This window comes from Marinobacter lacisalsi (assembly GCF_042651045.1).
Classification (GTDB): Bacteria; Pseudomonadota; Gammaproteobacteria; order Pseudomonadales; family Oleiphilaceae; genus Marinobacter; species Marinobacter lacisalsi.
Genome location: NZ_JBHSDI010000001.1, coordinates 247,318 through 270,838 on the forward strand (window position 1 = coordinate 247,318; position 23,521 = coordinate 270,838).

The window sequence follows — 23,521 nt, forward strand, 5'->3', positions numbered from 1 at the left end:
CATTGATTCCGTCGTCCCAGATGTCAGCGTAGCCTTTGCTGGGGACCCACTCAGTTGTGCTCGCTGACGAACAGCTTACCGTTGCAGACAGCGTATTAGTGGAAGTTACCAGCACTACCGTTCCAATAATAGTAACAAGCAGTTTTCGCATAAAACTAGACATAATAAATCCCTTTATTGAATATCAAATTTATTTGGTACTGGCTTGCCATCGACTAGCTCGAGAACCCTAATACTGTTTGGATTTGAGTTCCAGGCTTTCGACAACTCAGCTGAGGCTCCGGATACCTCTAGTCCGATGATTCGAAGGCCTCGATCAACATAGTCGGCCTGGCGCAAGTGAATTTTGCGAAGTCTTGCGGACATAGCTCTTTTTACATCCGCGTCACTCTGGGGATCATTTAACACCGATTGACTAAACTCTGCATCTCTCTCAAGAAAAAGAACATGGTCTCGTCGATAATTCGCGAGGGCCTCCTCGATAGTTTCATTCTCGCCCATCATGTAGCCACCGCTGTTGTCGGGCGTCCCATGCCTGAACCCGGTGATCGTTATGTCTTGGCTTTTTATGCTCTCTATAGCCTCTTCTACCTGCATATCACGTTCAAAAAAAGCCACCGCCTTATACCTTTTATCAGGCATAGTGGAGACGATTCTCGAAAGCTTACTACGGGCCTCAATAATCGTATTTTCTTTTTGTTCAAGACTTTCGGCCGAGAAGGGCGAATTGATGTTGCGAACTTCAGTGGCATTTACAAATATAGGTAAGAGAGCGCCCAACAAGATTATCTTTGATATTATCTTCACAATTATTCCTCGATTAGATTTTGTTTGCGAGGACCACTAATTGCAAATACGTCGAAATACATCTTTGCATTCCTTTGCAAAAAACTAACACCTCGGACGCTAATACTGGCTTCTAGTGTGCCTCAGCGCCAATCGCGTGCACCACTACGCGCCCTTGACGTGACGTAAGTCTCATTATTGAGCCATAAAAACTTCTACCCGTATTTTTTATTGACACGTAAGCCCTCGAAAAATAACCATTAACGGGGACAAATAGATCCGGGGAGTGTGGTGGAACTCGGACAGACACTCTTAAAGGGAGTCTGAGTTTTCTGTCGTCAGACTCAGCGCCCGCAACTTCCGAAAGCTCATCTCAAGCAGATTTCTGGCAGTCAGCGTCCGATTCCGGGCTTTTCGACCGATACAGCCGAATTCAGCTCGAGCGTAGCCCCGGGGGAAGTCCCGTATGTCAGTTAGTGAAGTGCTTTGGAGAGGTCAGGCCGCCGATCGTCGTCGGTCCAGGTGAGCTCTGCGGTTGTCCTGATATCGGGCTTCGAATTCCGTGGCTTCCGCCAGCCACTCGTCGGGGGTCAGCTCTAGCCGGCTAAGGATTGGTGGCATGTGTTCAGGGATACTGCCCCGCTTACCCGGCTTTACGATTCGACCGGTGTAGTCCACCAGTTCCAGGTAGTCGTTGAGACTGAACAGGATGCCCCGTTGGAATTCGTTCCTGACGGCTTCCTCGAAGTTGAGTAGTGGCTTCAAGGGCACGGGAAACTGCCTCAGGAACAGTTGCTCGGTCTGAGCCTGGATGGCCTCGGACAGATTAAAGGTTGGGGCAAGTCGCTCCTTGATACTGGTGTGTTCAGAGGTTTCTGGTGTGTCAGCCATCTCGGCCCGCACGGGGTTTAGATCCACGTAGGCCATGCAGCTCAGTACGGCCTGCTCTGACAGCAACGCCTGTGATTTGAACCGGGATTCCCAGAAATGACCCGTACAGTCGTCTTCGCGATTGGCCTCTTTGGCAATAGACTCGTTCAGGCACTTCATAAACCAGCTCAGATCCGACAGTCGTTTTCGATAGACCTCAACCATCCGCTCGACGTACCGATGCTCTGCCTCATGTAGAACCTCACCTGCGAGGAAGCGTTGAACAATGGGCGGTCCTTTGAACAGGCTGGTCCAGCGCGTCAGTACGTCCGAATTGCTCCAATCTTCGGTCTGCTCCGGGCAGAGCTTCACCACCAGGTGGTAGTGGTTGGACATGACGGCGTAGGCGCAAAGGTCGATCGCAAACAGCGAGGACAATAACCGTATCCGTTCCTCGATCCACTGGCGCCGATGCTCGTAGCTTACGCCGGTAACAGAGTCGAACCCGCACAGGTAGGTGCGCCTCACGCAGCGCGAAACGACGTGGTAGTAGGGTGTGTCATCAACGGCGATAAGTTGTTCCCTGGGGCGAGTCATGCCAGTCCTTTAGCGGGTCGCGAACATAGCTGTATAAAACCACGGTAAATTGGGCCCCGCAAGCGTCGACTCTGGTTGCAGATTACCGTCGAAAGTGGTGTAGCGGAAAGTGGTGTAGCGAGTGTCCTCGTAAACGCTCAGCGTCAGAATGATCCGCAAAGTGTGTAATGACAGGAACAGTTGACAGCAGGCACTGTTATTGTTGATTATCTTCGCTATAGATGCAGGCGACACTGGAATGTCGAACCCACCACAGACAAGGATTGTGCTATGGCTGCACCAGCCACTGAACGTTATGTAACCGCTGATTTCAGCAACGCCCCTCTCCTGGCTCTGGCTGACCTTATGGGCCTTGGCCAGTACAAGGAGCAGATTGGCGCTTCTCCGGAAATCTACACATCCATCCTGAATGGTATAGCCGTTTTCCGTCATTTGGAGGCGGCGGACCGGATCAGTGTCAATCGTTTGATCCATAATAACGCCCATGGGATGTTGCTCCAGAAACTGATTGGTTTGGTAGCAGATCAGAGCGTCCAACACTTCTGGTTCATGTGGTCTTTGTCCGATGAAGAACTGTTGGACTTTTATAGTTTTTCGAAGAACAAGCTTGAATTCACAAGCCAATTCAACCCGGTAGAGCTGCCCGATGTCACTGTACTTGGTGTTGCTGGGGCTGTTTATGGAATGTCCAAACAAGGCCCCAGAGCGTACGCCCGGGAAAAAATCGGAAGCCTGAAAAACACGGAACTTTTTGAGGCTGTTGCAGAAAGGCTTGGTTTTGCAAAGAAGCTTGCTGCCGGCATTGGCATAGTAAGTGTTCCAACCATTATTGTGATCTCGGGCCTTAATATCATGGCAAAAGGCGAACACGACAAAGCCCGTCGGGAACTCGCTGCGAGAGGCTTACTGGTCTATAGCGAGCTTTAAGATGCTTCTAGTCCTTATTGTTTCAGGGTGCTTGGGAAGCTTCTTTTATTACGTCATGCTCGATGGCCTGATGATAGGTAAGCTTGAAGGATCTTGGGCGATCTGGAGCCGTTGTGTCCTTGCCAGCTCCCTTCTGATTTCAGTGAGTGCAACGATTGTTGCTCACTATTTTGGTGCAAATGCCAATCTTTGGCTCACCTTTAGCCTATGGCCGTTAATTGCTTTAGTTCTTCATGGGGGCTATTGGGTAGTTGCTTCTAGCGTTAACCGTAAGAGTGAAAGTGAGATTCAAGATGCTGAGTGATGGATGTCCGATTGCGCTGATAGTCTCGACCGTAGCGCTATTATTCATGGTTCCGGTTCAGGCAGATGACTTGGTTGTCGACGAGAGGCTCCAGTCAGCGATGATGACTCAGTTAGACCTTGCTGTTTGTGCAGATACAGCACTTACCTTTGAGCAGGATGAGGTATCCGCAGAGCGTTACTCAGATCTTTCTATACGCATGTTAGAGGAGGCTGGCGTGGTAGGTTGGACTTCGGGCGACACTGCAACTGCCGCCGTCCTGGTGATGGAAAACCGGACAGATATCATTGTGCATGAAGACGACACTCTGGAGGACTATCGCCTGAGAAACTATACCGGTGAGCGGTGTGAGCGACAGGCGGCTGCGGCTCAAGAGTACTTGGCAGGAAGCTTTCCCTCGCCGTAGAAAGTAACGAGGCTTAGTCACCCAACGGGGACAGATACTCTCAAAAATGCCTTGAGGCTGGTCACTCACAATTAGTTCAGCTGTTGCCATGGGCGCCTCTACGCCGCTCACCAAGCCGATCGAACAGGCCAAAGCCGGGCAAGCCAGGTATACGGTTATCTGTTCGGTGACTAGAGGAAGCGCCAATGACTTTTGACTTGGCCTTTGCCTTCATAGGTGTGACGTTTCTGATCGTTACCATGCTCTCCTGGCTGGTGTTTGGCAGACTCTCCATGGCCCGGATTGAAAGGGCCATAATGGCAGAAGGAAAACCACGGCCCTGTCCATGGGATGGTGTCGGTGGACGTCTGGTCTGGTATGCCTACGCCGTAGCGCTGCCGGAATCTTTTTTCAACGATATCGACAATCGTCAGCTCAAGACATCAGACGTGAAACGCTACTCCACCAGAGCGGACTACTATCGAGCCTGGGTTTTTATGATTGCCGGGCACGGGTTTGTCTTGCTGGTAGCAATCGCGACCATTTTCGGCATTCGCTAGTAAAGTAACCCGGTAGCTGGGACAACCCGGTAACTGGGACAGACACTCCCAAAAGAAGTCCAGGATTTCCCACCTCAACCTCTAATAACTGGGACAGTCACTCTCAAAAGAAACCTGATCCTCACTTCAGTACCATGGCCTCAGCCAGCCATTCAGGGTTCCTGGCCGGCTTAGGATCGGTCACGAGTGCTCTGAGGCCCCTTGGCTTATCAATTCTTCAGTCAACCTGGGCAAACTGGGACGGCCCGCACTGGTCAGCGTTGACTTGGACGCTCGCTCGTTAAAAACTCACAGTTCCAACTGTAAGGAGACACTTGGCCCCATGGAAGAAAGCCTGCAATTTTCAGTGTCCCCACTGTCAGACACTGAATCCGCATTTCTCAAACGGAACTGGGACAGACACTCTCAATTCCTCTCAATTTCTCTCAATTAGGCCGCGAGGCAGCGGTCAGTTTTGCATGGGGATGTCGTCTTTCCATCGGAATCCGACGCCGCCGGCCTGCCAGACACCATCGCTATTGAGTGGGTGAGGTCTGGAGATATTAATATGCTGGGGCAGGCCGAAGTGGGGGGCCAGGTTCTGTTTCGACTTGATGGTGACACGGTCCATGATGCGCAGGCCCTGCTTTTCAGCCGGCATATGCGCCTCCGGCGCGGCCCTGTGAGCCAGGGCCCAGTTATCGATGTACAGCAGATCGCCGGTGTCATAGTGATAGCGTATGCCGTATCCATCATCGAACGACGCATTCATCAGGTCGTTGTAGTCGTTGAACAGCTGCGCCATTTCTTCTTTGTTGAGCAGACGGAGCTGGTCGGTGGTGGCCGGCTCTTGCTGCAGCCTGCCGACCGGCACCCCCTCTTCAGGCAGCCTTTCGATCACGGCGCCGGTCATTCCCAGGTGCAGCCAGACGCTCTTCCGGCCAGAGACCGGGTGGGTATGGACCACGGGATGGGTTACGCCGGTAGCGGAGTTCACGGACACCAGGCGTTGCCAGAAGTCCTGCTTTTCCCGGGGAAGGGCGTCAAAGGCGGCGCCCTGATGGGCGAAATGCGTGCCGCCGCCGTGCTCCGGCGCCCGGGCCATGTAGTAGGCGGAATGCGAGAAGGTTGCCGCCTCGAAGCTGCCATCGTTATGCCACTGGGGGCCAACGCCGAGGATGCCATGGCGATCATCGTTGGAACAGCGGAAGATGTCCCGGTTCATCCCGGGAGTGGCGGGATGGACGCCATGGGTGGAGTGGATCTCGCCGGCACCCCACCACTTGCTGGCATCGACCAGCTCGTCCGCAGAGAGATTGGTCTGATGCTTGAAGACGATGAAGCCCCGGTTTGCCATTTCTACCGCCAGGGCCTCGATCACCGGCTCCGCAAGCCGGGTGCGAACATCGGCGCCGTAGACCTCGATACCGAGTGGCTCCAGTTGTTTGACCGTCAGCCCCGCCTTCTCGATCAGCGCGACCCTGTGCGGGTCTACCGGAGGGATGGTTGGGCGCGTACGGTCGGCTGATTCTGCTGCTTTACCCATAATGCACAGTCACTTTTATGGGTGAATTTCATACAGACTAACGCAGTGTCTTACAGAGACAACCCCCGGCCCCGGCGACAATCGAGTTAGCCGGGACATATATGGACGCCTCCCGGGGGCAAGTCTGCCTGTCGATGAAGCGAGTGGTTCACCGACATACATCCGGCGTCGTTCTGGGGCGACTTGGTGGGAGTAACTGAAACAGGCACTTTCAAAAATACGATCAAGGATAGAAGGGCATGGTTATGTCCGGTATAACTCTGAAGTCGACGATCCAACGCCCAAACCCTGGCTGTAAACATCCCTGTCGGGCCGACGCTTATTTTTGCGTTCGGCGGTACTCAGGAGGATTATGGCACTGCGCCGATATTGTCGTGTCACCGACCCGCTCTCGAGGACCTTATGGACGAACTTACTGAGATGATTCTGCTTCTGGGCTCCGTGCTTCTGGTTGGCCTGGTAGCGGAATTGGTGGGTCGGCGTACGCCACTTCCCCGGGTGACACTATTGATCATCGCTGGCGTGGTTTTCGGCCCGTCCCTACTGGGTTGGGTGGTACCCGCCGGAACGCAGTGGTTCACCGTCGTATCCCAGGTGGCCCTGACCATGGTCGGGTTTTTGCTGGGTGGCCACCTGAATCGCCTGAATCTGAGGCGCCATGGCGCCGATGTCCTGGCATTGTCATTCGCGGTCGTCACCGTTACTGCTGTGTTGGTGTTCGCAGCAGCCTGGTTTTTGTCAGGCGACCTCGGCCTTTCGCTACTGCTGGGCGCCCTGGCGACAGCCACAGCACCGGCGGCTACCGCGGACGTTGTGCGCGAAAGCGGCGCCGAGGGGCCGTTCACCGAGACCCTTCTGGGTGTGGTTGCTGTGGATGACATCTGGGGGGTGCTCATGTTCAGTTTGCTGCTGGCTTCGGTGGCGATGCTGGATGGCGGTGACGGGATGACGGCACTGGCCCTCGGGGCTTGGGAGATCGGGGGGGCGTTGGGCCTTGGCGTGGTCCTGGGCGTCCCTGCCGCCTTCGCCACAGGCCGTGTTTCCCGCGGCGACCCGACCCTGGCCGAGGCGCTCGGGCTTGTGTTCCTGTGCCTGGGGGCAGCCCGCTGGCTAGAGGTGTCTTTCCTGCTTTCGGCCGTGGTAATGGGGGCTGTGGTCGCCAACCTGGCCCGCCACCACAATCGGCCGTTCCATGCCATCGAGAACATCCAGTGGCCGTTCATGCTGGTTTTCTTCCTGCTAGCTGGCGCCGCGCTGGACGTGCAAATACTGCCGGCGGTGGGGTGGCTGGGTGCTGGCTACATAGTCGCTCGTATCGTTGGCCGTTTGCTGGGAGCTTCGGCCGGGGCTCGGTGGCGCGGCATGCGAACGTTCACGGGCCTCTGGATGGGTGTTGCATTGCTGCCCCAGGCGGGCATCGCCGTGGGCATGGCGCTCGTGGCCGCCCAGCGGTTCCCCGAGCGCGCCGAAGTTTTGCTATCGGTTGTTCTTGCTTCCACCGTTGTGTTCGAAGTCGTAGGGCCACCAATGACGAGACTGGCGCTTCGACGGACGAGGGAGTCCGCATGACACTGTGCCGCAACTGCGGAGAATTACTGCGCGACTGGGACAGACACTCCCAAAAGCAGCGGAGAATTACTGCGCGACTGGGACATATATGGACACCTCCCCGGGGTCAAGTCTGCCTGTCGATGAAGCGAGTGGTTCACGGACATATATCCGGCGTCTTTCTGGGGCGTCTTGATACCGCGCCCCNTAGTAGATCTATGGACATATATGGACACCTCCCCGGGGTCAAGTCTGCCTGTCGATGAAGCGAGTGGTTCACGGACATATATCCGGCGTCTTTCTGGGGCGTCTTGATACCGCGCCCCGCGCCTTGATGAAATCCGACCCCGGCAGCCTATACAGGCACTCGTGCTGCAACGCGACTTGTCCTATGTTCAGGCTCTTGCCAAGGCCGGGTAACCGGTTGCTTTATCTGTTGGCTGGTGTAACCCGGTGAGTTCTGGATACTGGTTTTAAGCTTCTCTGTCGCTGTCAGGCGACAGCCTTGTGAACATCATACGTCTCATCGTAACGAATCACGCGCCAGGCGATTCTAGCGCTTTTGTTGGCCAGGGCCACGATGGCCTTGTTGTGGCCTCGCCGCTCCCTCAAAGCTAGTAGCCAACGGGCCAAGGGATCATCACGATGTTTCGCTCGACTCATGACCGCTCTGGCTCCGTGAATGAGCAGCGCCCTTAGTTCACGGTCCCCGTTTTTGCTGATTCCCAATAATCGTTTCGACGTCCCAGAGCTGTGCTGGCGAGGCACCAGTCCAAGCCATGCGGACAGATCCCGACCACATCGAAACTGTTTCCCGGAGCCAACGGCAGCAAGCAGCGCAGCTGCTACGATCGGACCGATACCGGGAACACTCTGCAGGCGCTTCCACTGCGGTGAATGGCCGGCTTGCTGGGTCAAACGCTGTGTGAGGTATTCGATTTTACGGTCCAGCACTCGGAGGTCATCTGCCATGGCCGCGATCATTTCGCGAGCCACGTGAGACAGCTGATTGTCAGCATCTTCCAGAGTACGCGGGAGTTGTATGCGCAACTGGTGCAACGTTGGGGAGAATACCAAACCGTACTCTGCCGCTATGCTGCGGATCTGATTGGCCAGCGCCGTGCGGTTTCGTATGTGACGACTGCGCAGCCGTTGGAGCAGCTGTAAGTCCTGTTGTTCGACCGATTTGACCGGAACGAAGTGAATATCCGGCCGCTGAGAGGCCTCGCAGATAGCGCGAGCATCACAGGCATCCGTTTTGTTGACCCGCAGGAAAGGTTTGACGTGCTGAGGCGGAATCAACTGAACGTTATGCCCCATCGACTGCAGGGTGCGACCCCAATAGTGCGCGCTGTAGCAGGCCTCCATCACCACCGGTACCTCTGGATATTTTCGTAGCTCTGCCAGAAACTTCTCACGCGTGCGCTGACGGTTAAACACCACTTTTCCAGCCTGGTTCACACCACAGATCTGAAAGACGTTTTTTGCCAGATCGATGCCAATCAGTTTAACTTGCATGGTGACGCCTCCTCTTTCGAGTGACTGGGTTTGACACCATAAGTTTGGCGCATTGCGACGCCGTGTCGAGAGGGGAGGCGTCCATCTCATCAGGCACCTCTCAGAAATAATAAATTGGACAAGCACCCCTCAGAAAGAACCCTCTAACCGATAGTCCTTGCCATCCGGTACTTGCCTCAGAACACACTCGATAGGGTGGTAGTTACTGAAATCGACGGTTCTGTGCGTAAACCGCTGAAGGTTGCCACCCATTCCACGTGAAGCCTGCCACTCGGACCGGAGCAAGGCTGCCACCCATCGGAGCGTAGCGACGCGGGGTTTCTCTTCTNACACTCCCAAAAGCATTCTGGCCGAAAAGAAAAGTTCACTCGAATGCCCGGTGATCGCAAAGGAAAACGCACACTCACTCTCAAACAGTTCAACTGACTCACAACTGCCACAATGGCGTCGTAGACTGACAGGATCGACTCCACGCCCGGGCTGGAGCCTCCCTTGCATATTGCCGATGTAACCATGTTTTATGCGCCTGCCAGCGGTGGCGTGCGCACCTGCCTCCAAGCCAAGCATCAGGCTTTGTCCCACATCACCGACCTGCTCACCAGTCTGCTGGTGCCCGGTGCCGAGCGCGATAGCCTAAGATCACAGGGACAGTCACTAAGCGTTCGTGCTGGCTTCTTTGCGTAACACATTGTTATCTATAAGCAAAACAATGCAAAACATCGTCCTTTCCTCCGCAATTCTATTGCCAGCGAAAACGGTTAGTGAAAAACTTCAAGGACTTAACTTGATAGCACCCTACGATTGAAGGACCTAACACTGTGCAGCCGAACGAGTTGGTAGCGGGCGAGGCAACAAGGCTGCGTAAAGCCTTATAGGTTCCCTAAAGGGCCTGGTAACCATTATAACCAAGGTATAGTGAGTGTCTTCACAAACAGCCGACAACGACGTCTTCTGGTTCTATGAAGAAAAAGGCGAGAGAAAAGGAAGCTTTGAACCATAATATGGCCTATTTCACCGTGTGGATTGTTACGTTTCTGGCGCTGCTTTTCAAATTATAAGCCGGCATGTTTCAGAGTGAATAGCCTGATAGAGGGCCGCGCTGAAACACTGCCATTCAATTATATAAAAAGGTCTTCGTCGGGCCACTGTTAAGTGGCCCGACCTCTTTCCCCCCCAATGGGTTCCAACGACACTATAGGAAGAAAACATGAAAAAAGCTGCGACCTTTGCTCTGATCACTTCAGTAGCATTCCTGTCGGCCTGCTCATCGTCCACTCCAACGTGCAGCGACAGTGAAACGGTTGATCTGGTCAAAGAAATTACCATGGATGAGCTAAGATCCGCCTGGGGCAATGCCGCCAACAGCCTTGCGGTCAGTGTAGAGGCAATCCGCACCACTGATCGTAATGAAACCGTGGATTCCTATACCTGCGCCGCTCAGCTGGAAATGACTGGCCCCGGTGGAACAGAAACAGCCGATATCAGCTATACGGTGCAAAGCACCGATAAAGGCGACCAGTTCTACGTGGAGGTCTACGGCCTTTAACGGTTGCCTGGACTGGTCTGACCACCCGGTTAGACCAGTCTTGTACTCACCTCGCGCTACCGCACCCTGGTTCATACCGGATCAGTAGACCAATCCTGGTGTAGGCGCTTTGTGGACTGCTTGCTGTGGCAAGTGTATTGAGGTATTCGACGTATCGGGAAGGTGAATGGATACTCTGAAAGTGAAATATCAGCCCCGGATTGGCCTGTTTCTAATAGGTTTTATCGTACTGTTGGCAATGAGTATATTCGTGCTTTTTGCCGCTCAACAGCCTACCCACAGTCACGTTATAGGAAGGGTCATAAGCCGTCTTGACCTGGATGCCGGGTTGGTTTTGACCGTGTTGGGATGGGTGGGCATCGCCTTTTCTATAGCGGCAGCCGGTGCCGCTTACTGGACAAAAACCCTGGGTGAGCGATATGTGGAAATCGGGGCCGGCACGATACGCACCCCAGCCTCGAACCTTTCAAAAAATCTCCTGGAAATTCCAGTCTCTGATGTTCAGAACGTCAGCATGCAATCTATTCAATCGACCCGGATTATTACGCTCCAGCATGCAAAAGGAAAAGTCGAGTTCACCAGCATGATGTTCCCGGAGAAGGGCGCATTTAATGCACTGTTCGAGGCATTGAACGCGATAAATGAAAACAACAAAACAAGGTCAGAACACTGAGTTAATGACAATGCCCGGCACGATATAGCGTCGGGGGGGGGCGTCCATATATGTCCTCGTATCCTCCCGCCCAACAAACCTGGGGGCCTGTTTTCGGGCGTAATTGGCTGACTTGCGCTAGGGTTGTCAGGTGAATGGTTCCGATTTCGGAAGGGGTACGATTTGGCCGGGAATCCTGGGTCGCTCAGTTATGGCGTCTGGTTCAGGGCGTTGGCTGTCAACCTGATCGGGTTGTTCTGGTCGTTGCCGGCGGGGTCTGAGGTGCCCGACGGGGAATCGTTGACAGTCTCCGTTGCCGCACCGGCCTACTGGTGCCCCTATGCCTGTGAGGCGGACAAGGCGCGTCGTGGATTCACGGTCGAAATTGCCCGTACCGCCCTGGAAGCCTCCGGGCACAGCATCGTTTATCGTAATATGCCCTACGACCGCGCGCTTGTCGAAACGGCCAGGGGGAATGTGGACGCTATCGTACCCGCTTTCAGGGGTGAAACGCCCGGCTTCATCTTACCCCGGCATGCGGTGTCGGTGACCGAATACTGCTTCTATGTATCCAGTGATGCCCCCTGGCGTTATGCGGGTCCTGACTCACTCGACACCATCCGGTTTGTGGCGACATCTGGCTACAGTTATGCAGAAGCCGTTGATGCTCACATTGCTGCGAACCTGGACCAGGACGTGACCCTGATCAAGGGCGATGATATACCCAGGCGGCTGCGGGAACTGGTCCTGATCGGACGGTTTGATGCGCTTCTTGATGACCGGTTACTTCTTGAATATTCCGGGGAGCACGTTGGCCTTGTTAACGCCGGCTGCCTGGAAGAACGCCATACCGGTTATCTGGCCCTTTCCCCGAAGCACCCTGACCGATCAAACGCCATAGCCCGTGCGTTCGACCGCGGCATCAAAGAGATCCGGGCGGACGGACGACTTTGCACGATCCTCGACCATTACGGACTCGACGCCGATTTCGTGCCCGGTGTGGAGCCGGTGGATTGTCGACCAGATAGCCCTTAGCAAGGTTTCTTCACTCCAGCAACGACAGTCCCAGCTTCATCGCCGTTTCCGTCACCACCTCCACCGGCTGTGCATAACCGCTTTCCATCCAGTACAGGGCAATATGGATCACGCCCCCCAGGATGCCTGCCTGCAGCATTTCATCGAAGTGCTGGCCGGGCTGGGCGAGGGCGCGGGTAGATTGTCAAAGACTACCTGACAATCTAGATTGTCACCATTACCCCATCGACGGGATAGAACCCATGAGCCGTACACAACAACAATTCCAACCCTCTCCGCTGGATGTCCTGATCATTGGTGCCGGCCTGTCAGGCATCGGCGCAGCCAGCGCCCTGACCGAAAAGTGCCCGGATAAACGCTACCTCATTCTCGAGCGCCGCGAAGCCATCGGCGGTACCTGGGACCTGTTCCGGTACCCCGGCATCCGGTCCGACTCGGACATGTACACCCTGAGCTACAGCTACAAACCCTGGACCAACCGCAAGGCCATCGCCGATGGCCCGAATATCAAACGCTACATCGAGGAGATGGCCGAAGAGTCCGGCGCTATCCACACCATCCGTTTTCGACACCGAGTGGTCTCTGCCAGCTGGTCCAGTACAGACGCACTCTGGACGGTTACAGCCATGGTCGCAGATGACGACGGCAACGAGCACGAGCAGCACTACCAGACCCGGTTCATTTCCTCCTGCTCCGGCTACTACAGCTATGACGAAGGCCACCGCCCGACCTTTCCCAATGAAGACGCATTCGAAGGGCAGATTGTCCATCCGCAGTTCTGGCCGGAAGATCTTGATTACAGCGGCAAGCGGGTGGTGGTGATCGGCAGCGGCGCCACTGCGGTCACGCTGGTACCGGCCATGACGGAGAAGGCCGCCCACGTCACCATGCTGCAGCGTTCACCCAGCTACGTGGTGTCGCGGCCCCAGACGGATGGGATTGCCCAGTCACTGCAGAAAGTGTTGCCGCTCCCCCTCGCGCACGGGCTGACCCGTTGGAAGAACGTGCTGCTGGGGTCGTTTTTCTACGACATTGCCCGCCGGAAGCCTGAGATGTTCCGGCAACGGCTGCTGAATATGGTGAAAACCCAGGTGGGCAGCGATGTGGACATGAAGCACTTCTCGCCTTCCTACAAACCCTGGGACCAGCGCCTGTGCGCCGTCCCGGACGGCGACCTGTTTCATGACCTGCGCGCCGGGCGGGCGTCCATTGTCACCGACACCATCGAGCGCTTTACCCCCCGGGGTATTCTGCTCAGTTCCGGAGAAGAGCTGGAAGCCGACATTATCATCACCGCTACCGGGCTGAAGCTGAATGCGCTGGGCGATGTGGCATTGACCGTGGACGGCGAGCCCGTGGCCTTTGGCGACTGCATGTCCTACAAGGGCATGATGCTCAGCGGCATCCCCAACATGATTGTCACCTTCGGCTATACCAACGCCTCCTGGACGCTGAAGGCCGAGCTGACCTCCAATTACACCTGTCGTCTGATTCGTCATATGGATCGTAAAGGCTATCGTATGGCCGTCGCCTATCGCGATCCGTCGGTGGGTGTCATGCCGTTCCTCGATTTCACCTCGGGGTACGTGCAGCGGGCCACGGATATCCTGCCGAAACAGGGCGACCGGGCGCCGTGGCAGGTGCACCAGAACTACCTGAAAGACAAGCTGGCCATCCAGTACGGTCGTATCGACGACAGCGTTATGCAGTTCAGATAGTCAGATAACACCCCGTCTGATATCGATCCATCACCCAAGGACATCTTCGTGAGCTCTCTGTTCAGTATCGTGCTGATTGTTTTGCTGGCTGCCGTTATCGGTCTCTACCTGTATACCCTGTTCATCGCCAAGCGGGTGGAACTTGGCATGCCCCCGGAGGGTCGCTTTGTCACCATCATGGGCAACCGTATACATTACATCGAGCAGGGCAGCGGGGAGCAGACCATCCTGCTGATTCACGGCCTCAGTGGTGTGGCCCAACACTTTGGCTACAGCGTAATGGGCCAGTTGGCCCGCCATTACCGCGTGGTGGCCATTGACCGGCCCGGCAGCGGCTACTCGGTACGCCATCGTCGCTCGTCCGCCTCGCTGGCCGTACAGGCCGACGTGGTGGCCGGCGTCATCGATGCCCTGGACCTTGGCAAGCCGATGCTGGTCGGGCATTCACTGGGGGGCGCCGTCTCCCTGGCCACCGCCCTGCGTCACCCGGACAAGGTCAGCAGCCTGGCACTGATCGCACCCCTGACCCACCTGCCGCAAGGTCCATCCGAGGCTTTTGCCGGCCTGAACATCCGTTGGTCCCTGCTCCGCAAGCTGGTGGCGTGGACCCTGGCAACCCCGCTGTCAGTCCGGCAACGGGACAAGGTGCTGGATATCGTGTTCGGCCCCGAGGCGGTGCCTGCTGGTTTCGCCCAGAGCGGCGGTGGCTACCTGGGCCTGCGCCCCAGCCACTTCATTGCCGCCTCGGCGGACATGCACGCCCTGGAAGGGGTATTGCCAGCGATGCAGCAACGCTACGGCGATCTGAGGCTGCCCATCGGCATTCTCTATGGGCGCCAGGACCGTATCCTCGACCCGCAGGAGCAGGGCCAGGCCATGGCCGACCGGCTGCCCGGTATCGAGCTGGAAATGATCGACGGCGGTCACATGCTGCCGCTGACCCAGCCCGACGTTACCACGGCATTTATCGAGCGGCAGATGCAGCGGAAGATCGCCGGGTAACCCAATCGCTTACGGCCCCGGGAAGAAAGACTTTCCCGGGGCCGCGCCAGCACGCTTTTCCGGGAAAGGGCGTTGCCAACCAGGTCAGCGGGTCACTTCATTGAGCCAGGAAAGAACATCGGCCTGCACCTGCTCACGGTTGGTTTCGTTCAGAAGCTCATGGCGGGCGTCATCGTAGAATTGATGCTCGACGTCGGTAAGGCCCAGTTGCTTATAGCGCTCCAGCAACGCTTTGGTGGCCTCCAGGTTGTTGCCAACCGGATCCAGTTCCCCCTGAATGACCAGAATCGGCAAATCCTCCGGAATATTCTGTTCCCGGGCAGGGTCCCGCAGAGCGGCCATGCCGTGGAAGAAATCCCGTACCAGATCGTTGCTGAAGGCAAACCCGGAGAGCGGATCGTCAATGTACTTCTGAACTTCAGCCTCATCACGACTCAGCCACTGGTAACCAGGCTCATCACTGAACGGTTTGTTGAAGTCCGTGAAGATGCCGGCCCAGATCTGTGAGTCACCGAGAGGGTCCTGCTCGGCCGCCGTTTCAACAGCGTCCAGCAGATCCTGGGGCGGAGCCGGCCCGTACGCGGTGCCTGACAGCACGAGACCGTCAATCAGTTCCGGTTGGCGGGTAATATAGTCCTGTGCAATGAACGACCCCATGCTGTGTCCAAACAGTACGAGGTCCGCATCTGGGTGTTCCTTATGGATTATCGTGCTCAGCTGTATCTCGTCCGAGACAAAACGGTTCCAAGCATCAGGTCCGGCGTCACCCAGCTCGCCAGAGCGTACTCGGGTCTGGCCGTGACCGCGATGGTCTGTTGCATATACCGCATAGCCGCGCTGATTGAGAAATCGGGCAAAACGGTCATAACGACCACTATGCTCCGCGGCCCCGTGCACCACCTGTACCACCGCATGGGGCTCGGACGCTGCGGCCCAGTAGCGGTAATGAACCTCCGTACCATCAGCGGCGTCCATTTGCCGCCACTGGCTGCCTTCCGCCATAACCCTGCCTCCTGAAAGCAGCACACCGATTATTGCGATGAACCAAAGAGTTGCGAGGCGCTTGCCTCTGTAAGATCCCGTACCCTGCATCGTCGTTCTCCGTTATTGTTGTTAGCGTTATCGATCCTAATATTTTCGGTTATTTTCGTTTTTGATTTTTGTTATTCGGTATCGAATATAGCAGGACGCGACATGAAATCAATGTGGCTGTGTGATGCCACACGATCTGCAGGGCAAGGCACGAGCCGGGCGCCCCGGATTGGCTCTCGGGGCGACGCTGGGTGGGGGGGGGATTATCTGGTTGCTACAGCGGGCCTACTCATACTCTTCCGGATCCAGTTCGCCCATGAATGGCCTGACCGCTTCCATGTCCTCCTCTGGCACATTTTTAGCGGCATCCATCATGGTTTTGCCCTGTTTGGCCATTTCCCTGGCTCGCTCCCTCATAGGGGCAGGCATGTCTTCACCGTAATCGGAACTCATCATAGCCTCACTCATGGCTCGCTCTTCGGCTGACATATCCTGCATCGAGATCGCGATCTGCGCCATGAAAACGCGATCACCAACATGCGCCCATTCTTCGATACTGTCGAATCCGTGTTTGCCGACGATGGCCTCCAGCTCATCACGAGCGTCGGGAAACTCGTCCAGCGCGGGCAACGCACTGGACATGGGCCTGGTCATATCTCTTTGCTGGTCCGACGCCTTTTCAAGGCCTGGATAGTTATCGTCGAATCCTTCCAGATCCGCCCGAGTGTCCAGAAAGGACTGAATCTGACCGGAGGACAGTGGATCTGCCTGTACCATTCCAGTGAGGGAGAGACTAGCGATCACCGCCAGGAGGAAGGGAAGGCCCCCGCAGCATTTGAACGTAATCAATTTGAGATGCTTCATAACTGACTCCTTGTGTATTCCATTTACTCTTCCGTTAAAGGGGATATCTGTAGCCTACCCGCGAAATAGAGGATCCGCTGGTATCGTGAAAGCTCCACTACGCCCGGTCAGTGTCGAATCCTGATTTCCAGGTACGGCCAGGCATGAGATTCTGAAATCAGGCAGATTCACTTGGCACCCAGTTGCTAACCATACGTCGCCGGGATAAGACTTCTTTCCCCAAGGTCATTGAAATTATCAAAATGATCGATATAAGCGGTGCTACATAGAGCTTTATATTTTCAATCGATATCTGAACCGGGCCAAATCCTTTAACGCTGTTTTCTACAGACGCCAGATCAGTACGCATATAGTCAAGCACCAGCCATAGTGTTCCCAACCCCACGACCAAAAGGCTTATAGCCCATAAAAACCTGCCTAAACCCTTAGCAGGGTGTCGTGTATACGCAAAGGCAATTGTGGCGGCCAAGATACAAAAGGCTATCGCATTAATTAATGCACCCGAAAACAGGCCGTTTCCATCAGTGACGATAACAGAAGGATATACCCATGCCAGGATATCTTGATAAAAAACAAAACCGCACACCGAGAACGCTAAAACAAAAACAAAAAATATCGTTAATCGAAATACAGGATTCATTGTCATATTCCCGTGCCCGGCCAGCCCCTATCGAGTTGATGCTGATATGTTAGCAAGGTGAAATAGCTGTGTAATTAAAGAGACTCGAAACGCGTCAGAACTGTGAACGGACTCGACTATCAAATAGGAATCTGCTTTCGGTTTGCAATACTGGACGTTCACTGGCTTTACTCCTTTAAAGCATTGGAATTTTCTTTCAGGAGATATCAACTCCCGGTTTTGTGACAGGAATGCAGGATGGTTGGACGCAAGGCGTCTCGGGCTTTGGGGGGAGAACTTCTGGTTTCCTTGTAAGCGCGACCTCCACTGTCACAAACTCGATTGTATCCTCCGAGGAGACCGAGTCAAGGAAATAACCAACAAGCCAATTCCCCCTTGCCTTCGTACCGACCTCCCATAGACTGTTAGTAGCTGTCGACGAAGTCACTTTCAAACAAGAGGAATGGCTGTGTCCCCTGTTTCCCGCTTTCGCCGCGCTGCGGCGTTAACCCTGATGATGATCGCCGGGCCTGCCATGGCTGCGGATCCGGTAGTGGTGTCCTCCAAGATCGATACGGAGGGCGCCGTACTAGGGCAGATGATCCTGCAATCCCTGAAAGAGGCCGGCATACCCGTGGAGAACCGGCTTCAGCTGGGGGCAACCAATATCGTGCGTAATGCCATCAAGGCTGGCGAGATCGACCTTTACCCCGAATATACCGGCAACGCCGCCTTCTTCCACGACCAGGCTGACAGGGATATCTGGAAGGATGCCGACAAGGCCTATCAGCAGGCGGCCAGCCTCGATAAGGAGGCACATAACATCATCTGGCTGGAACCAGCCGAGGCCAACAACACCTGGGCCATGAGCGTGCGGGGCAACCTCGCGCAGGAGCACGACCTCAAGACGCTGGAAGATCTGGCCAGGTATATCAACGACGGCGGCGACTTCAAATTCGCCGCCAGTGCCGAGTTTGTGGAATCCGCCAGCGCCCTGCCGGCGTTCCAGGAGGCCTATGGTTTCAAGCTGGAGTCTGACCAGTTACTGATCCTCTCCGGCGGCAATACTGCCGCGACACTTCGGGCTGCTGCCCTTAACGACAACGACGTCAACGGCGCCATGACCTACGGCACCGATGGCGGCCTTGATGCCCTGAACCTGAAGGTGATGGAAGATACCCTGGGCGTGCAGCCGGTTTACCAGCCTGCCCCCATCGTTCGCGCCGAAGTGCTGGAAACCTACCCGGAGATTCGCGACGTTCTGCAGCCGGTGTTCGAATCCCTGGATCTGGAAACCCTCCAGCGGTTGAACGGCCAGGTGGCGGTGAACGGCGTGCCGGCGGAAACCGTCGCGCGGGATTACCTGGACACCCTGGCGCAGGACTGAGGTTTGGCGATCGTCGGGCCAGTATCAGACCAACTGATACCGAACCGTGTCATTCCGGCACTGGGGCTACTGGCCCTGGTGCTGGTCTGGCTGCTGGACCTGGGTACCATCCAGCCAAACCGCATCGTGCCGGGCACCGGCCACGGGCTGCTGTCGGCGGTGGGCTGGCCCGGGGCAGTGCTGGTGACCGGTGTGCTCGTGGCGACTATCACCTTGTCCGTACTGCCGCTGCGGCAGCGTTACAGCATCCTCCTTGGCCTGGTGGGTGTGTCGCTGGCCATGATGCCCTGGTTGCTGGACGTATTTGCCTCGCGGCACCTGCCTGAGGACGCGCCCTATGCCCGCTCATCCATCGGGGCGGGTTTGTGGTGCCTGCTGTTCCTGCTGTCCCTGATGCTGATCGAGATACTGGGAAGATTACGCGCCAATCGGTGGCTGCAACTCCTGCTGCTGGTTGTAATAAGTGGTAGCTGGCTGGTGCTGTTGCGGGGCGACGGCCTGGAGAGCCTGTCGCTGGTGCGGGAATTCAACGCACGGCCCGACAAGTTTGAGCAGGCCCTGTGGACCCACCTGACACTGGCCTTCGGCGCGGTCGGCATCAGTGCCGCCATGGCGTTTCTGCTGGCGCTGAAAATGATCCGCAGCCCCCGCTGGCAGCGACCCATCCTCGGCACGGTGAGTTTTCTGCAGACCATCCCCAGCCTGGCGGTGTTCGGCTTGCTGATCGCGCCGCTGAGTGCTCTGTCGTCGGCGTTCCCGGTGCTACAGACGCTGGGTATCCGGGGCATCGGCTGGGCGCCGGCCATGCTGGCGCTGATTGCCTATAGCCTGCTGCCCATGGTGCGCAATACCTTTGTCGCGATTACCGATGTGCCCGACCACCTGGTGGACGCCGGCCGGGGCATGGGTATGACGGAGACCCAGCTGTTTTTCCAGGTCAAGCTGCCGCTGGCGCTTCCGGTGATGATCGAGGGTGTCCGCATCACCACCATCCAGGCCATCGGCCTGACTGCGGTGGCGGCCCTGATCGGCGCGGGCGGCTTCGGTGGTTTTATCTTCCAGGGGCTGGGGCAGGCGGCAATGGATCTGGTGCTGCTCGGCGCCCTGCCCACCATCGCACTCGCGCTGCTGGCCGATGCCTTGCTCACCATGCTGGCCGCCAGTCTCAGGCCCACACCGGCAACGGTCTGACAGGCAGGAGAAATCTCCGAATGATCGAACTGAAGAAGGTAACCCGACGCTTTGGCGACTCCGTCGCGGTGGACCGCATCAACCTGACCATCGAAACCGGTGAAGTCTGTGTGCTGGTGGGCAGCTCCGGCTGTGGCAAATCCACCACGCTGCGGATGATCAACCGCCTGTTGCCCAGCAGTGAGGGCGAGATACTGGTGGACGGTGAGGACGTGACCTCCATGAACCCGCAACAGCTGCGGCTGAACATGGGGTACGTCATCCAGGGCACGGGGCTGTTTCCCCACTGGACCGTGGCCCGCAACATCGCCATGGTGCCCCGGCTGCTGAAGTGGCCGAAGGAACGCATCGACGCACGGGTCGACGAGCTGATGACGCTGCTGGACCTGGACCCGGCCGCCCATGCCCACAAATACCCGCAGCAACTCTCCGGCGGGCAGGCCCAGCGGGTGGGGGTCGCCCGGGCACTGGCGGCGGACCCCAACATCCTGCTGATGGACGAACCCTTCGGTGCCCTGGACGCGATTACTCGGGAGAGCCTGCAGCAGGAGATGCTGCGCATCCAGCAACAGGTCCGCAAGACTACGGTGTTCGTGACCCACGACATTGATGAGGCCCTGAAGCTGGCCACCCGTATTGCGGTGATGGATCAGGGGCGGATCATCCAGCATGACACGCCGGAGAATATCCTTCGCCGGCCCGCATCCGAGTTTGTGGAAAACCTCGTCGGCAAGCAGGACCGTGGCCTGAAACTGATGAGCCTGCGGCCGGTACGCGACCTGATGGACCGCCACCAATCACCGAAACCCGGAGCCGCCGGGGCCGAAGGGGTCAAAGAGGATGACAATGTGCGACTGGCCCTGTCCGTCATGCTCTGGCAGGACCTGCCCGAGATGGCGGTGTTCAACGCCCAGGGGCAGGAGAGCGGTGTGATCACCCGCGAGCGCATCATTCAGGGAGGCGCCTGATGCGCCGCTGGTTACCCCCGGTACTGCTGGCCACACTGCTTTGCGGGCTGAGTGCCGCCATGCCCGTGCTGGAGCCCTTGTTCCAGTGGGTGCAGCCGGACAAGCAGAGCGTGATCTATGAGCGGGAGAGTTTCCTGTTCCTGCTGCAGAACCACCTGACACTGGTGCTGCTCTCCGCCGCTGTCGGCACGGTTGCGGCGGTGGCAGGCGGCATCTTCGCCACCCGTCCGGCGGGCCGGGATTTTCTGCCGCTGGTCAGCCAGGTGGCGTCCATCGGCCAGACGTTCCCGCCGGTCGCCGTGCTGGCGCTGGCAGTGCCGGTGCTGGGCTTTGGCGAGGCCCCCATTCTGGTGGCGCTGATCCTGTATGGTCTGCTGCCAATCCTGCGCAACACCCTGGCAGGCCTGGAAGGCATCAACCCGGCGGTGCTGGAGGCCGCGCGTGGCATGGGTATGTCCCCACTGCAGGCACTGGTGCGGGTTGAACTGCCGTTGGCGGGCCGCGTCATCCTGGCCGGCATCCGCACCTCGGTGACCATTAATATCGCCACCGCCGCCATCGGCTCTACCATTGGCGCACGCACCCTGGGTGACCCGGTCATCGCCGGGCTGGTGAATGGCAATACCGCCTATGTGCTGCAGGGTGCGATCCTGATCGGGCTGCTGGCACTCACTACCGACAGCCTGTTCGAGGCCCTGGAACGGACCTGGGACCGCCGGTTTTCGCCCCGGGAATCCATGGCGTAAACTTGTACCCTGGATATGAACTTGGCCGACGATGCATGACGATCCCCCTCAAAGACCTGAGCAGTTCGGAAGTGACCTGTTCCAACTGCCGGGCCTGCTGCTGCCGCCTGGAAGTGATGCTGATCACCGACACCGGCGTTCCCGAGCGCCATATCGCCCGGGACCGATGGGGTGGCGAGACCATGCGGCGCCTGGACGATGGCTGGTGCTCCGCCCTGGACCGGGACACCTTCCTGTGCACCATCTATGAAAACCGCCCCTGGATCTGCCGGGAATTCGAGATGGGGTCCGATGAGTGTCTGGATGAAAGGGCGGAGATGCTGTGAGTCAACAAGGAGAGACCTATGCTTGAACTGAGACCCAACTGCGAGTGCTGCGATAAGGATTTGCCCCCCGACTCCACCGAGGCCGTCATCTGCACCTTCGAGTGCACCTTTTGCCAGTCCTGTGCGTCCGGTGTGCTGAACAACCGATGCCCCAACTGCGGCGGCAATTTCGTGCCCCGGCCCATTCGTCCTGCCACGCATATGGAGAAATTCCCGGCTTCCACCAGGCGTGTCCTGAAAGCCCGTGGTTGTGCTGAACACCCATAAGAGTATTGGGAAAATCGTGGATATTCGACGAGCGACCGAGGCAGATGCCGACGCTGTCTCAGACTGCGTTACGAGGGCCTACGAACATTACGAGAAACGCATTGGCCGTACACCGGGGCCTATGGTTCAGGATTATCACAAGGTCATCCGGGAGTACAATGTCTTTGTCACGGTGGTAGACCAGGAGATACAGGGTGTTTTGGTTCTGGACCAAACCCGGGAAGGCTTCCTGCTGGATAACATTGCCGTGAATCCGGGGCTGCAAGGCAGAGGCATCGGTCGAGCGCTTCTGGAACTCGCCGAGCAGTGCGCCCAGTCTGCAGGTTACGATTCCATCTACCTGTATACAAATGCACTGATGTCGGAGAACCGGGAACTATACGCCCGGATTGGCTATGAAGAATATGACCATCGCACTGAGCAGGGGCTTGATCGGGTTTACCTGCGAAAGCCCTTACCTCGTGGACCCAATTAAACCGCAAAAGATAACAGCGTACATGAAGGTCAGAAGGTGATATTGGACTTACCGGCACCAGATACACAGAGCACCCATTCACTGGTCGCGTGCACCAGAACCCGCCAAAGCATTCGCCAGTACTCAATGTCACCCATCCCCATTCAATACCTGTCGCGGTTACTCTGGTCCGCACAGGGAGTGACACGGCCGGACGGCAAGCGGGCCACGCCGTCCGCCGGTGCTCTGTATCCCCTACGTATCCGTGTTCTGGTCCGTCGCGTTGAGGGGCTGGAACCGGGAATCTATGACTACCTGGGGGACAGCCATTCACTAGAGATGGTCGGTGGCTTGCCCTCAGACGACATCATTCAGACGGTGGGTATTGGCGATCAGCCGTGGCTGGTGGAGTCCGCTGCCGTACTGGGCGTCGTCGCCGATCTGGCCGGTGCGGCTCAACACTTCGCATCCCAGCCACCCGTGGGTGAGCGAGGCAAACGATACGTCTATATGGAAACCGGTGCATTGGCCCAGAATGTTCACCTCCATGCCACCGACCTCGAGTTGGGCTGTGTTCTGGTTGCGGGGTTTGATGACATCAGGGCCAGTGAAGTGCTCAAGCTGTCCTCGGCACTGGAACCCGTGGCCCTCCTCTGCCTTGGGCAAGCGCAATGAGAAACCCGCCGTGTGGGCG

The 23,521-nt window shown here is 56.9% G+C and carries 26 protein-coding genes and 1 pseudogene; 19 read left to right on the plus strand and 8 right to left on the minus strand.

The window, feature by feature from the left end:
- Positions 1-174 precede the first annotated feature (174 nt).
- Positions 175-807, minus strand: a complete 633-nt coding sequence (locus tag ACFOZ5_RS01170; protein WP_379884868.1) for a hypothetical protein — start codon at positions 805-807, stop codon at positions 175-177.
- A gap of 474 nt (positions 808-1,281) precedes the next feature.
- On the minus strand, positions 1,282-2,253 hold the full coding sequence (locus ACFOZ5_RS01175; RefSeq protein ID WP_379884869.1) for a transposase: 972 nt from the start codon (positions 2,251-2,253) through the stop codon (positions 1,282-1,284).
- Positions 2,254-2,523: 270 nt separating this feature from the next.
- Here ACFOZ5_RS01175 and ACFOZ5_RS01180 point away from each other — a divergent pair, with 270 nt between their 5' ends.
- From ACFOZ5_RS01180 to ACFOZ5_RS01195, 4 genes are all read left to right on the plus strand, one after another.
- On the plus strand, positions 2,524-3,180 hold the full coding sequence (locus tag ACFOZ5_RS01180) for a hypothetical protein (RefSeq protein WP_379884870.1): 657 nt from the start codon (positions 2,524-2,526) through the stop codon (positions 3,178-3,180).
- Position 3,181: 1 nt separating this feature from the next.
- Positions 3,182-3,484, plus strand: coding sequence for a hypothetical protein (locus ACFOZ5_RS01185; protein ID WP_379884871.1), 303 nt, complete (start codon positions 3,182-3,184; stop codon positions 3,482-3,484).
- Positions 3,462-3,890, plus strand: coding sequence for a hypothetical protein (locus ACFOZ5_RS01190; protein ID WP_379884872.1), 429 nt, complete (start codon positions 3,462-3,464; stop codon positions 3,888-3,890). Before ACFOZ5_RS01185 ends, ACFOZ5_RS01190 begins: the two co-directional genes overlap by 23 nt.
- Positions 3,891-4,075: 185 nt before the next feature.
- The gene (locus ACFOZ5_RS01195) at positions 4,076-4,429 is read left to right on the plus strand and encodes a hypothetical protein (RefSeq protein WP_379884873.1); all 354 of its coding nucleotides are present in this window, start codon (positions 4,076-4,078) and stop codon (positions 4,427-4,429) included.
- 448 nt (positions 4,430-4,877) lie between these two features.
- Here ACFOZ5_RS01195 and ACFOZ5_RS01200 read toward each other — a convergent pair whose 3' ends face one another.
- Positions 4,878-5,954 (minus strand): TauD/TfdA dioxygenase family protein, encoded by a 1,077-nt coding sequence (locus tag ACFOZ5_RS01200; RefSeq protein WP_379884874.1) that lies wholly within the window; start codon positions 5,952-5,954, stop codon positions 4,878-4,880.
- Between the two features lie 402 nt (positions 5,955-6,356).
- On the opposite strand from ACFOZ5_RS01200, the gene ACFOZ5_RS01205 reads away from it, so the two are divergent.
- Entirely contained in the window at positions 6,357-7,523 is a 1,167-nt protein-coding gene (locus ACFOZ5_RS01205) for a cation:proton antiporter (RefSeq protein ID WP_379884875.1), read from the plus strand.
- A 471-nt stretch (positions 7,524-7,994) separates the two neighbouring features.
- Here the strand turns inward: ACFOZ5_RS01205 and ACFOZ5_RS01210 are convergent, their stop codons facing one another.
- A complete protein-coding gene (locus tag ACFOZ5_RS01210; RefSeq protein WP_379884876.1) occupies positions 7,995-9,020 on the minus strand; it encodes an IS110 family transposase in 1,026 nt (341 codons plus the stop codon).
- A 492-nt stretch (positions 9,021-9,512) separates the two neighbouring features.
- On the opposite strand from ACFOZ5_RS01210, the pseudogene ACFOZ5_RS01215 reads away from it, so the two are divergent.
- The 4 genes and pseudogenes from ACFOZ5_RS01215 to ACFOZ5_RS01230 form a co-directional block, all read left to right on the plus strand.
- Positions 9,513-9,641: pseudogene (locus ACFOZ5_RS01215) on the plus strand (glycosyltransferase family 1 protein); the annotation flags it as partial.
- Positions 9,642-10,227: 586 nt separating this feature from the next.
- On the plus strand, positions 10,228-10,566 hold the full coding sequence (locus ACFOZ5_RS01220) for a hypothetical protein (protein ID WP_379884877.1): 339 nt from the start codon (positions 10,228-10,230) through the stop codon (positions 10,564-10,566).
- Between the two features lie 166 nt (positions 10,567-10,732).
- A complete protein-coding gene (locus tag ACFOZ5_RS01225; RefSeq protein ID WP_379884878.1) occupies positions 10,733-11,239 on the plus strand; it encodes a hypothetical protein in 507 nt (168 codons plus the stop codon).
- 162 nt (positions 11,240-11,401) lie between these two features.
- Positions 11,402-12,253, plus strand: a complete 852-nt coding sequence (locus ACFOZ5_RS01230) for an ABC transporter substrate-binding protein (RefSeq protein ID WP_379884879.1) — start codon at positions 11,402-11,404, stop codon at positions 12,251-12,253.
- Positions 12,254-12,263: 10 nt separating this feature from the next.
- Here the strand turns inward: ACFOZ5_RS01230 and ACFOZ5_RS01235 are convergent, their stop codons facing one another.
- A complete protein-coding gene (locus tag ACFOZ5_RS01235; RefSeq protein ID WP_379884880.1) occupies positions 12,264-12,392 on the minus strand; it encodes a hypothetical protein in 129 nt (42 codons plus the stop codon).
- 103 nt (positions 12,393-12,495) lie between these two features.
- Between ACFOZ5_RS01235 and ACFOZ5_RS01240 the strand changes: the two genes are divergently transcribed.
- Both ACFOZ5_RS01240 and ACFOZ5_RS01245 read left to right on the plus strand, forming a co-directional pair.
- Positions 12,496-13,971, plus strand: coding sequence for a flavin-containing monooxygenase (locus tag ACFOZ5_RS01240; RefSeq protein ID WP_379884881.1), 1,476 nt, complete (start codon positions 12,496-12,498; stop codon positions 13,969-13,971).
- Between the two features lie 48 nt (positions 13,972-14,019).
- Positions 14,020-14,973: an alpha/beta fold hydrolase gene (locus ACFOZ5_RS01245; protein ID WP_379884882.1), complete on the plus strand. Its 954-nt coding sequence runs from the start codon at positions 14,020-14,022 to the stop codon at positions 14,971-14,973.
- 84 nt (positions 14,974-15,057) lie between these two features.
- Here the strand turns inward: ACFOZ5_RS01245 and ACFOZ5_RS01250 are convergent, their stop codons facing one another.
- From ACFOZ5_RS01250 to ACFOZ5_RS01260, 3 genes are all read right to left on the minus strand, one after another.
- Positions 15,058-15,975, minus strand: a complete 918-nt coding sequence (locus ACFOZ5_RS01250) for an alpha/beta hydrolase (protein WP_379884884.1) — start codon at positions 15,973-15,975, stop codon at positions 15,058-15,060.
- Between the two features lie 315 nt (positions 15,976-16,290).
- Entirely contained in the window at positions 16,291-16,869 is a 579-nt protein-coding gene (locus tag ACFOZ5_RS01255; protein WP_379884885.1) for a hypothetical protein, read from the minus strand.
- Between the two features lie 157 nt (positions 16,870-17,026).
- Entirely contained in the window at positions 17,027-17,509 is a 483-nt protein-coding gene (locus ACFOZ5_RS01260) for a hypothetical protein (protein ID WP_379884886.1), read from the minus strand.
- 442 nt (positions 17,510-17,951) lie between these two features.
- Between ACFOZ5_RS01260 and osmF the strand changes: the two genes are divergently transcribed.
- From osmF to ACFOZ5_RS01300, 8 genes are read left to right on the plus strand one after another with little or no spacing between them, the layout of a single operon-like run.
- On the plus strand, positions 17,952-18,875 hold the full coding sequence (gene osmF, locus ACFOZ5_RS01265; protein WP_379884887.1) for a glycine betaine ABC transporter substrate-binding protein OsmF: 924 nt from the start codon (positions 17,952-17,954) through the stop codon (positions 18,873-18,875).
- A 3-nt stretch (positions 18,876-18,878) separates the two neighbouring features.
- Complete coding sequence (locus tag ACFOZ5_RS01270; RefSeq protein ID WP_379884889.1) at positions 18,879-20,066, plus strand: ABC transporter permease; 1,188 nt, start codon at positions 18,879-18,881, stop codon at positions 20,064-20,066.
- Positions 20,067-20,086: 20 nt separating this feature from the next.
- Positions 20,087-21,034, plus strand: a complete 948-nt coding sequence (locus ACFOZ5_RS01275; RefSeq protein ID WP_379884890.1) for an ABC transporter ATP-binding protein — start codon at positions 20,087-20,089, stop codon at positions 21,032-21,034.
- Positions 21,034-21,780, plus strand: a complete 747-nt coding sequence (locus ACFOZ5_RS01280) for an ABC transporter permease (RefSeq protein WP_379884892.1) — start codon at positions 21,034-21,036, stop codon at positions 21,778-21,780. The genes ACFOZ5_RS01275 and ACFOZ5_RS01280 overlap by 1 nt, the downstream gene beginning before the upstream one ends.
- 35 nt (positions 21,781-21,815) lie before the next feature.
- Positions 21,816-22,106 carry a YkgJ family cysteine cluster protein gene (locus tag ACFOZ5_RS01285; protein WP_379884893.1) on the plus strand — a complete coding sequence of 97 codons (291 nt, stop codon included), beginning with the start codon at positions 21,816-21,818 and terminating at the stop codon, positions 22,104-22,106.
- An 18-nt stretch (positions 22,107-22,124) separates the two neighbouring features.
- Positions 22,125-22,373 carry a DUF1272 domain-containing protein gene (locus ACFOZ5_RS01290; RefSeq protein ID WP_379884895.1) on the plus strand — a complete coding sequence of 83 codons (249 nt, stop codon included), beginning with the start codon at positions 22,125-22,127 and terminating at the stop codon, positions 22,371-22,373.
- 16 nt (positions 22,374-22,389) lie between these two features.
- Complete coding sequence (locus tag ACFOZ5_RS01295) at positions 22,390-22,848, plus strand: GNAT family N-acetyltransferase (RefSeq protein ID WP_379884896.1); 459 nt, start codon at positions 22,390-22,392, stop codon at positions 22,846-22,848.
- Positions 22,849-22,884: 36 nt separating this feature from the next.
- Positions 22,885-23,502: a SagB/ThcOx family dehydrogenase gene (locus ACFOZ5_RS01300; RefSeq protein WP_379884897.1), complete on the plus strand. Its 618-nt coding sequence runs from the start codon at positions 22,885-22,887 to the stop codon at positions 23,500-23,502.
- Positions 23,503-23,521 lie beyond the last annotated feature (19 nt).

Bases quoted from the DNA above. Each gene is read 5' to 3' on its own strand.
- ACFOZ5_RS01175 (WP_379884869.1), bottom strand. From the start codon at position 2,253: ATGACTCGCCCCAGGGAACAACTTATCGCCGTTGATGACACACCCTAC.
- ACFOZ5_RS01180 (WP_379884870.1), top strand. From the start codon at position 2,524: ATGGCTGCACCAGCCACTGAACGTTATGTAACCGCTGATTTCAGCAAC.
- ACFOZ5_RS01185 (WP_379884871.1), top strand. From the start codon at position 3,182: ATGCTTCTAGTCCTTATTGTTTCAGGGTGCTTGGGAAGCTTCTTTTAT.
- ACFOZ5_RS01195 (WP_379884873.1), top strand. From the start codon at position 4,076: ATGACTTTTGACTTGGCCTTTGCCTTCATAGGTGTGACGTTTCTGATC.
- ACFOZ5_RS01200 (WP_379884874.1), bottom strand. From the start codon at position 5,954: ATGGGTAAAGCAGCAGAATCAGCCGACCGTACGCGCCCAACCATCCCT.
- ACFOZ5_RS01205 (WP_379884875.1), top strand. From the start codon at position 6,357: ATGGACGAACTTACTGAGATGATTCTGCTTCTGGGCTCCGTGCTTCTG.
- ACFOZ5_RS01210 (WP_379884876.1), bottom strand. From the start codon at position 9,020: ATGCAAGTTAAACTGATTGGCATCGATCTGGCAAAAAACGTCTTTCAG.
- ACFOZ5_RS01220 (WP_379884877.1), top strand. From the start codon at position 10,228: ATGAAAAAAGCTGCGACCTTTGCTCTGATCACTTCAGTAGCATTCCTG.
- ACFOZ5_RS01225 (WP_379884878.1), top strand. From the start codon at position 10,733: ATGGATACTCTGAAAGTGAAATATCAGCCCCGGATTGGCCTGTTTCTA.
- ACFOZ5_RS01235 (WP_379884880.1), bottom strand. From the start codon at position 12,392: ATGCTGCAGGCAGGCATCCTGGGGGGCGTGATCCATATTGCCCTGTAC.
- ACFOZ5_RS01240 (WP_379884881.1), top strand. From the start codon at position 12,496: ATGAGCCGTACACAACAACAATTCCAACCCTCTCCGCTGGATGTCCTG.
- ACFOZ5_RS01250 (WP_379884884.1), bottom strand. From the start codon at position 15,975: ATGGCGGAAGGCAGCCAGTGGCGGCAAATGGACGCCGCTGATGGTACG.
- ACFOZ5_RS01255 (WP_379884885.1), bottom strand. From the start codon at position 16,869: ATGAAGCATCTCAAATTGATTACGTTCAAATGCTGCGGGGGCCTTCCC.
- ACFOZ5_RS01260 (WP_379884886.1), bottom strand. From the start codon at position 17,509: ATGAATCCTGTATTTCGATTAACGATATTTTTTGTTTTTGTTTTAGCG.
- osmF (WP_379884887.1), top strand. From the start codon at position 17,952: ATGGCTGTGTCCCCTGTTTCCCGCTTTCGCCGCGCTGCGGCGTTAACC.
- ACFOZ5_RS01275 (WP_379884890.1), top strand. From the start codon at position 20,087: ATGATCGAACTGAAGAAGGTAACCCGACGCTTTGGCGACTCCGTCGCG.
- ACFOZ5_RS01280 (WP_379884892.1), top strand. From the start codon at position 21,034: ATGCGCCGCTGGTTACCCCCGGTACTGCTGGCCACACTGCTTTGCGGG.
- ACFOZ5_RS01285 (WP_379884893.1), top strand. From the start codon at position 21,816: ATGACGATCCCCCTCAAAGACCTGAGCAGTTCGGAAGTGACCTGTTCC.
- ACFOZ5_RS01290 (WP_379884895.1), top strand. From the start codon at position 22,125: ATGCTTGAACTGAGACCCAACTGCGAGTGCTGCGATAAGGATTTGCCC.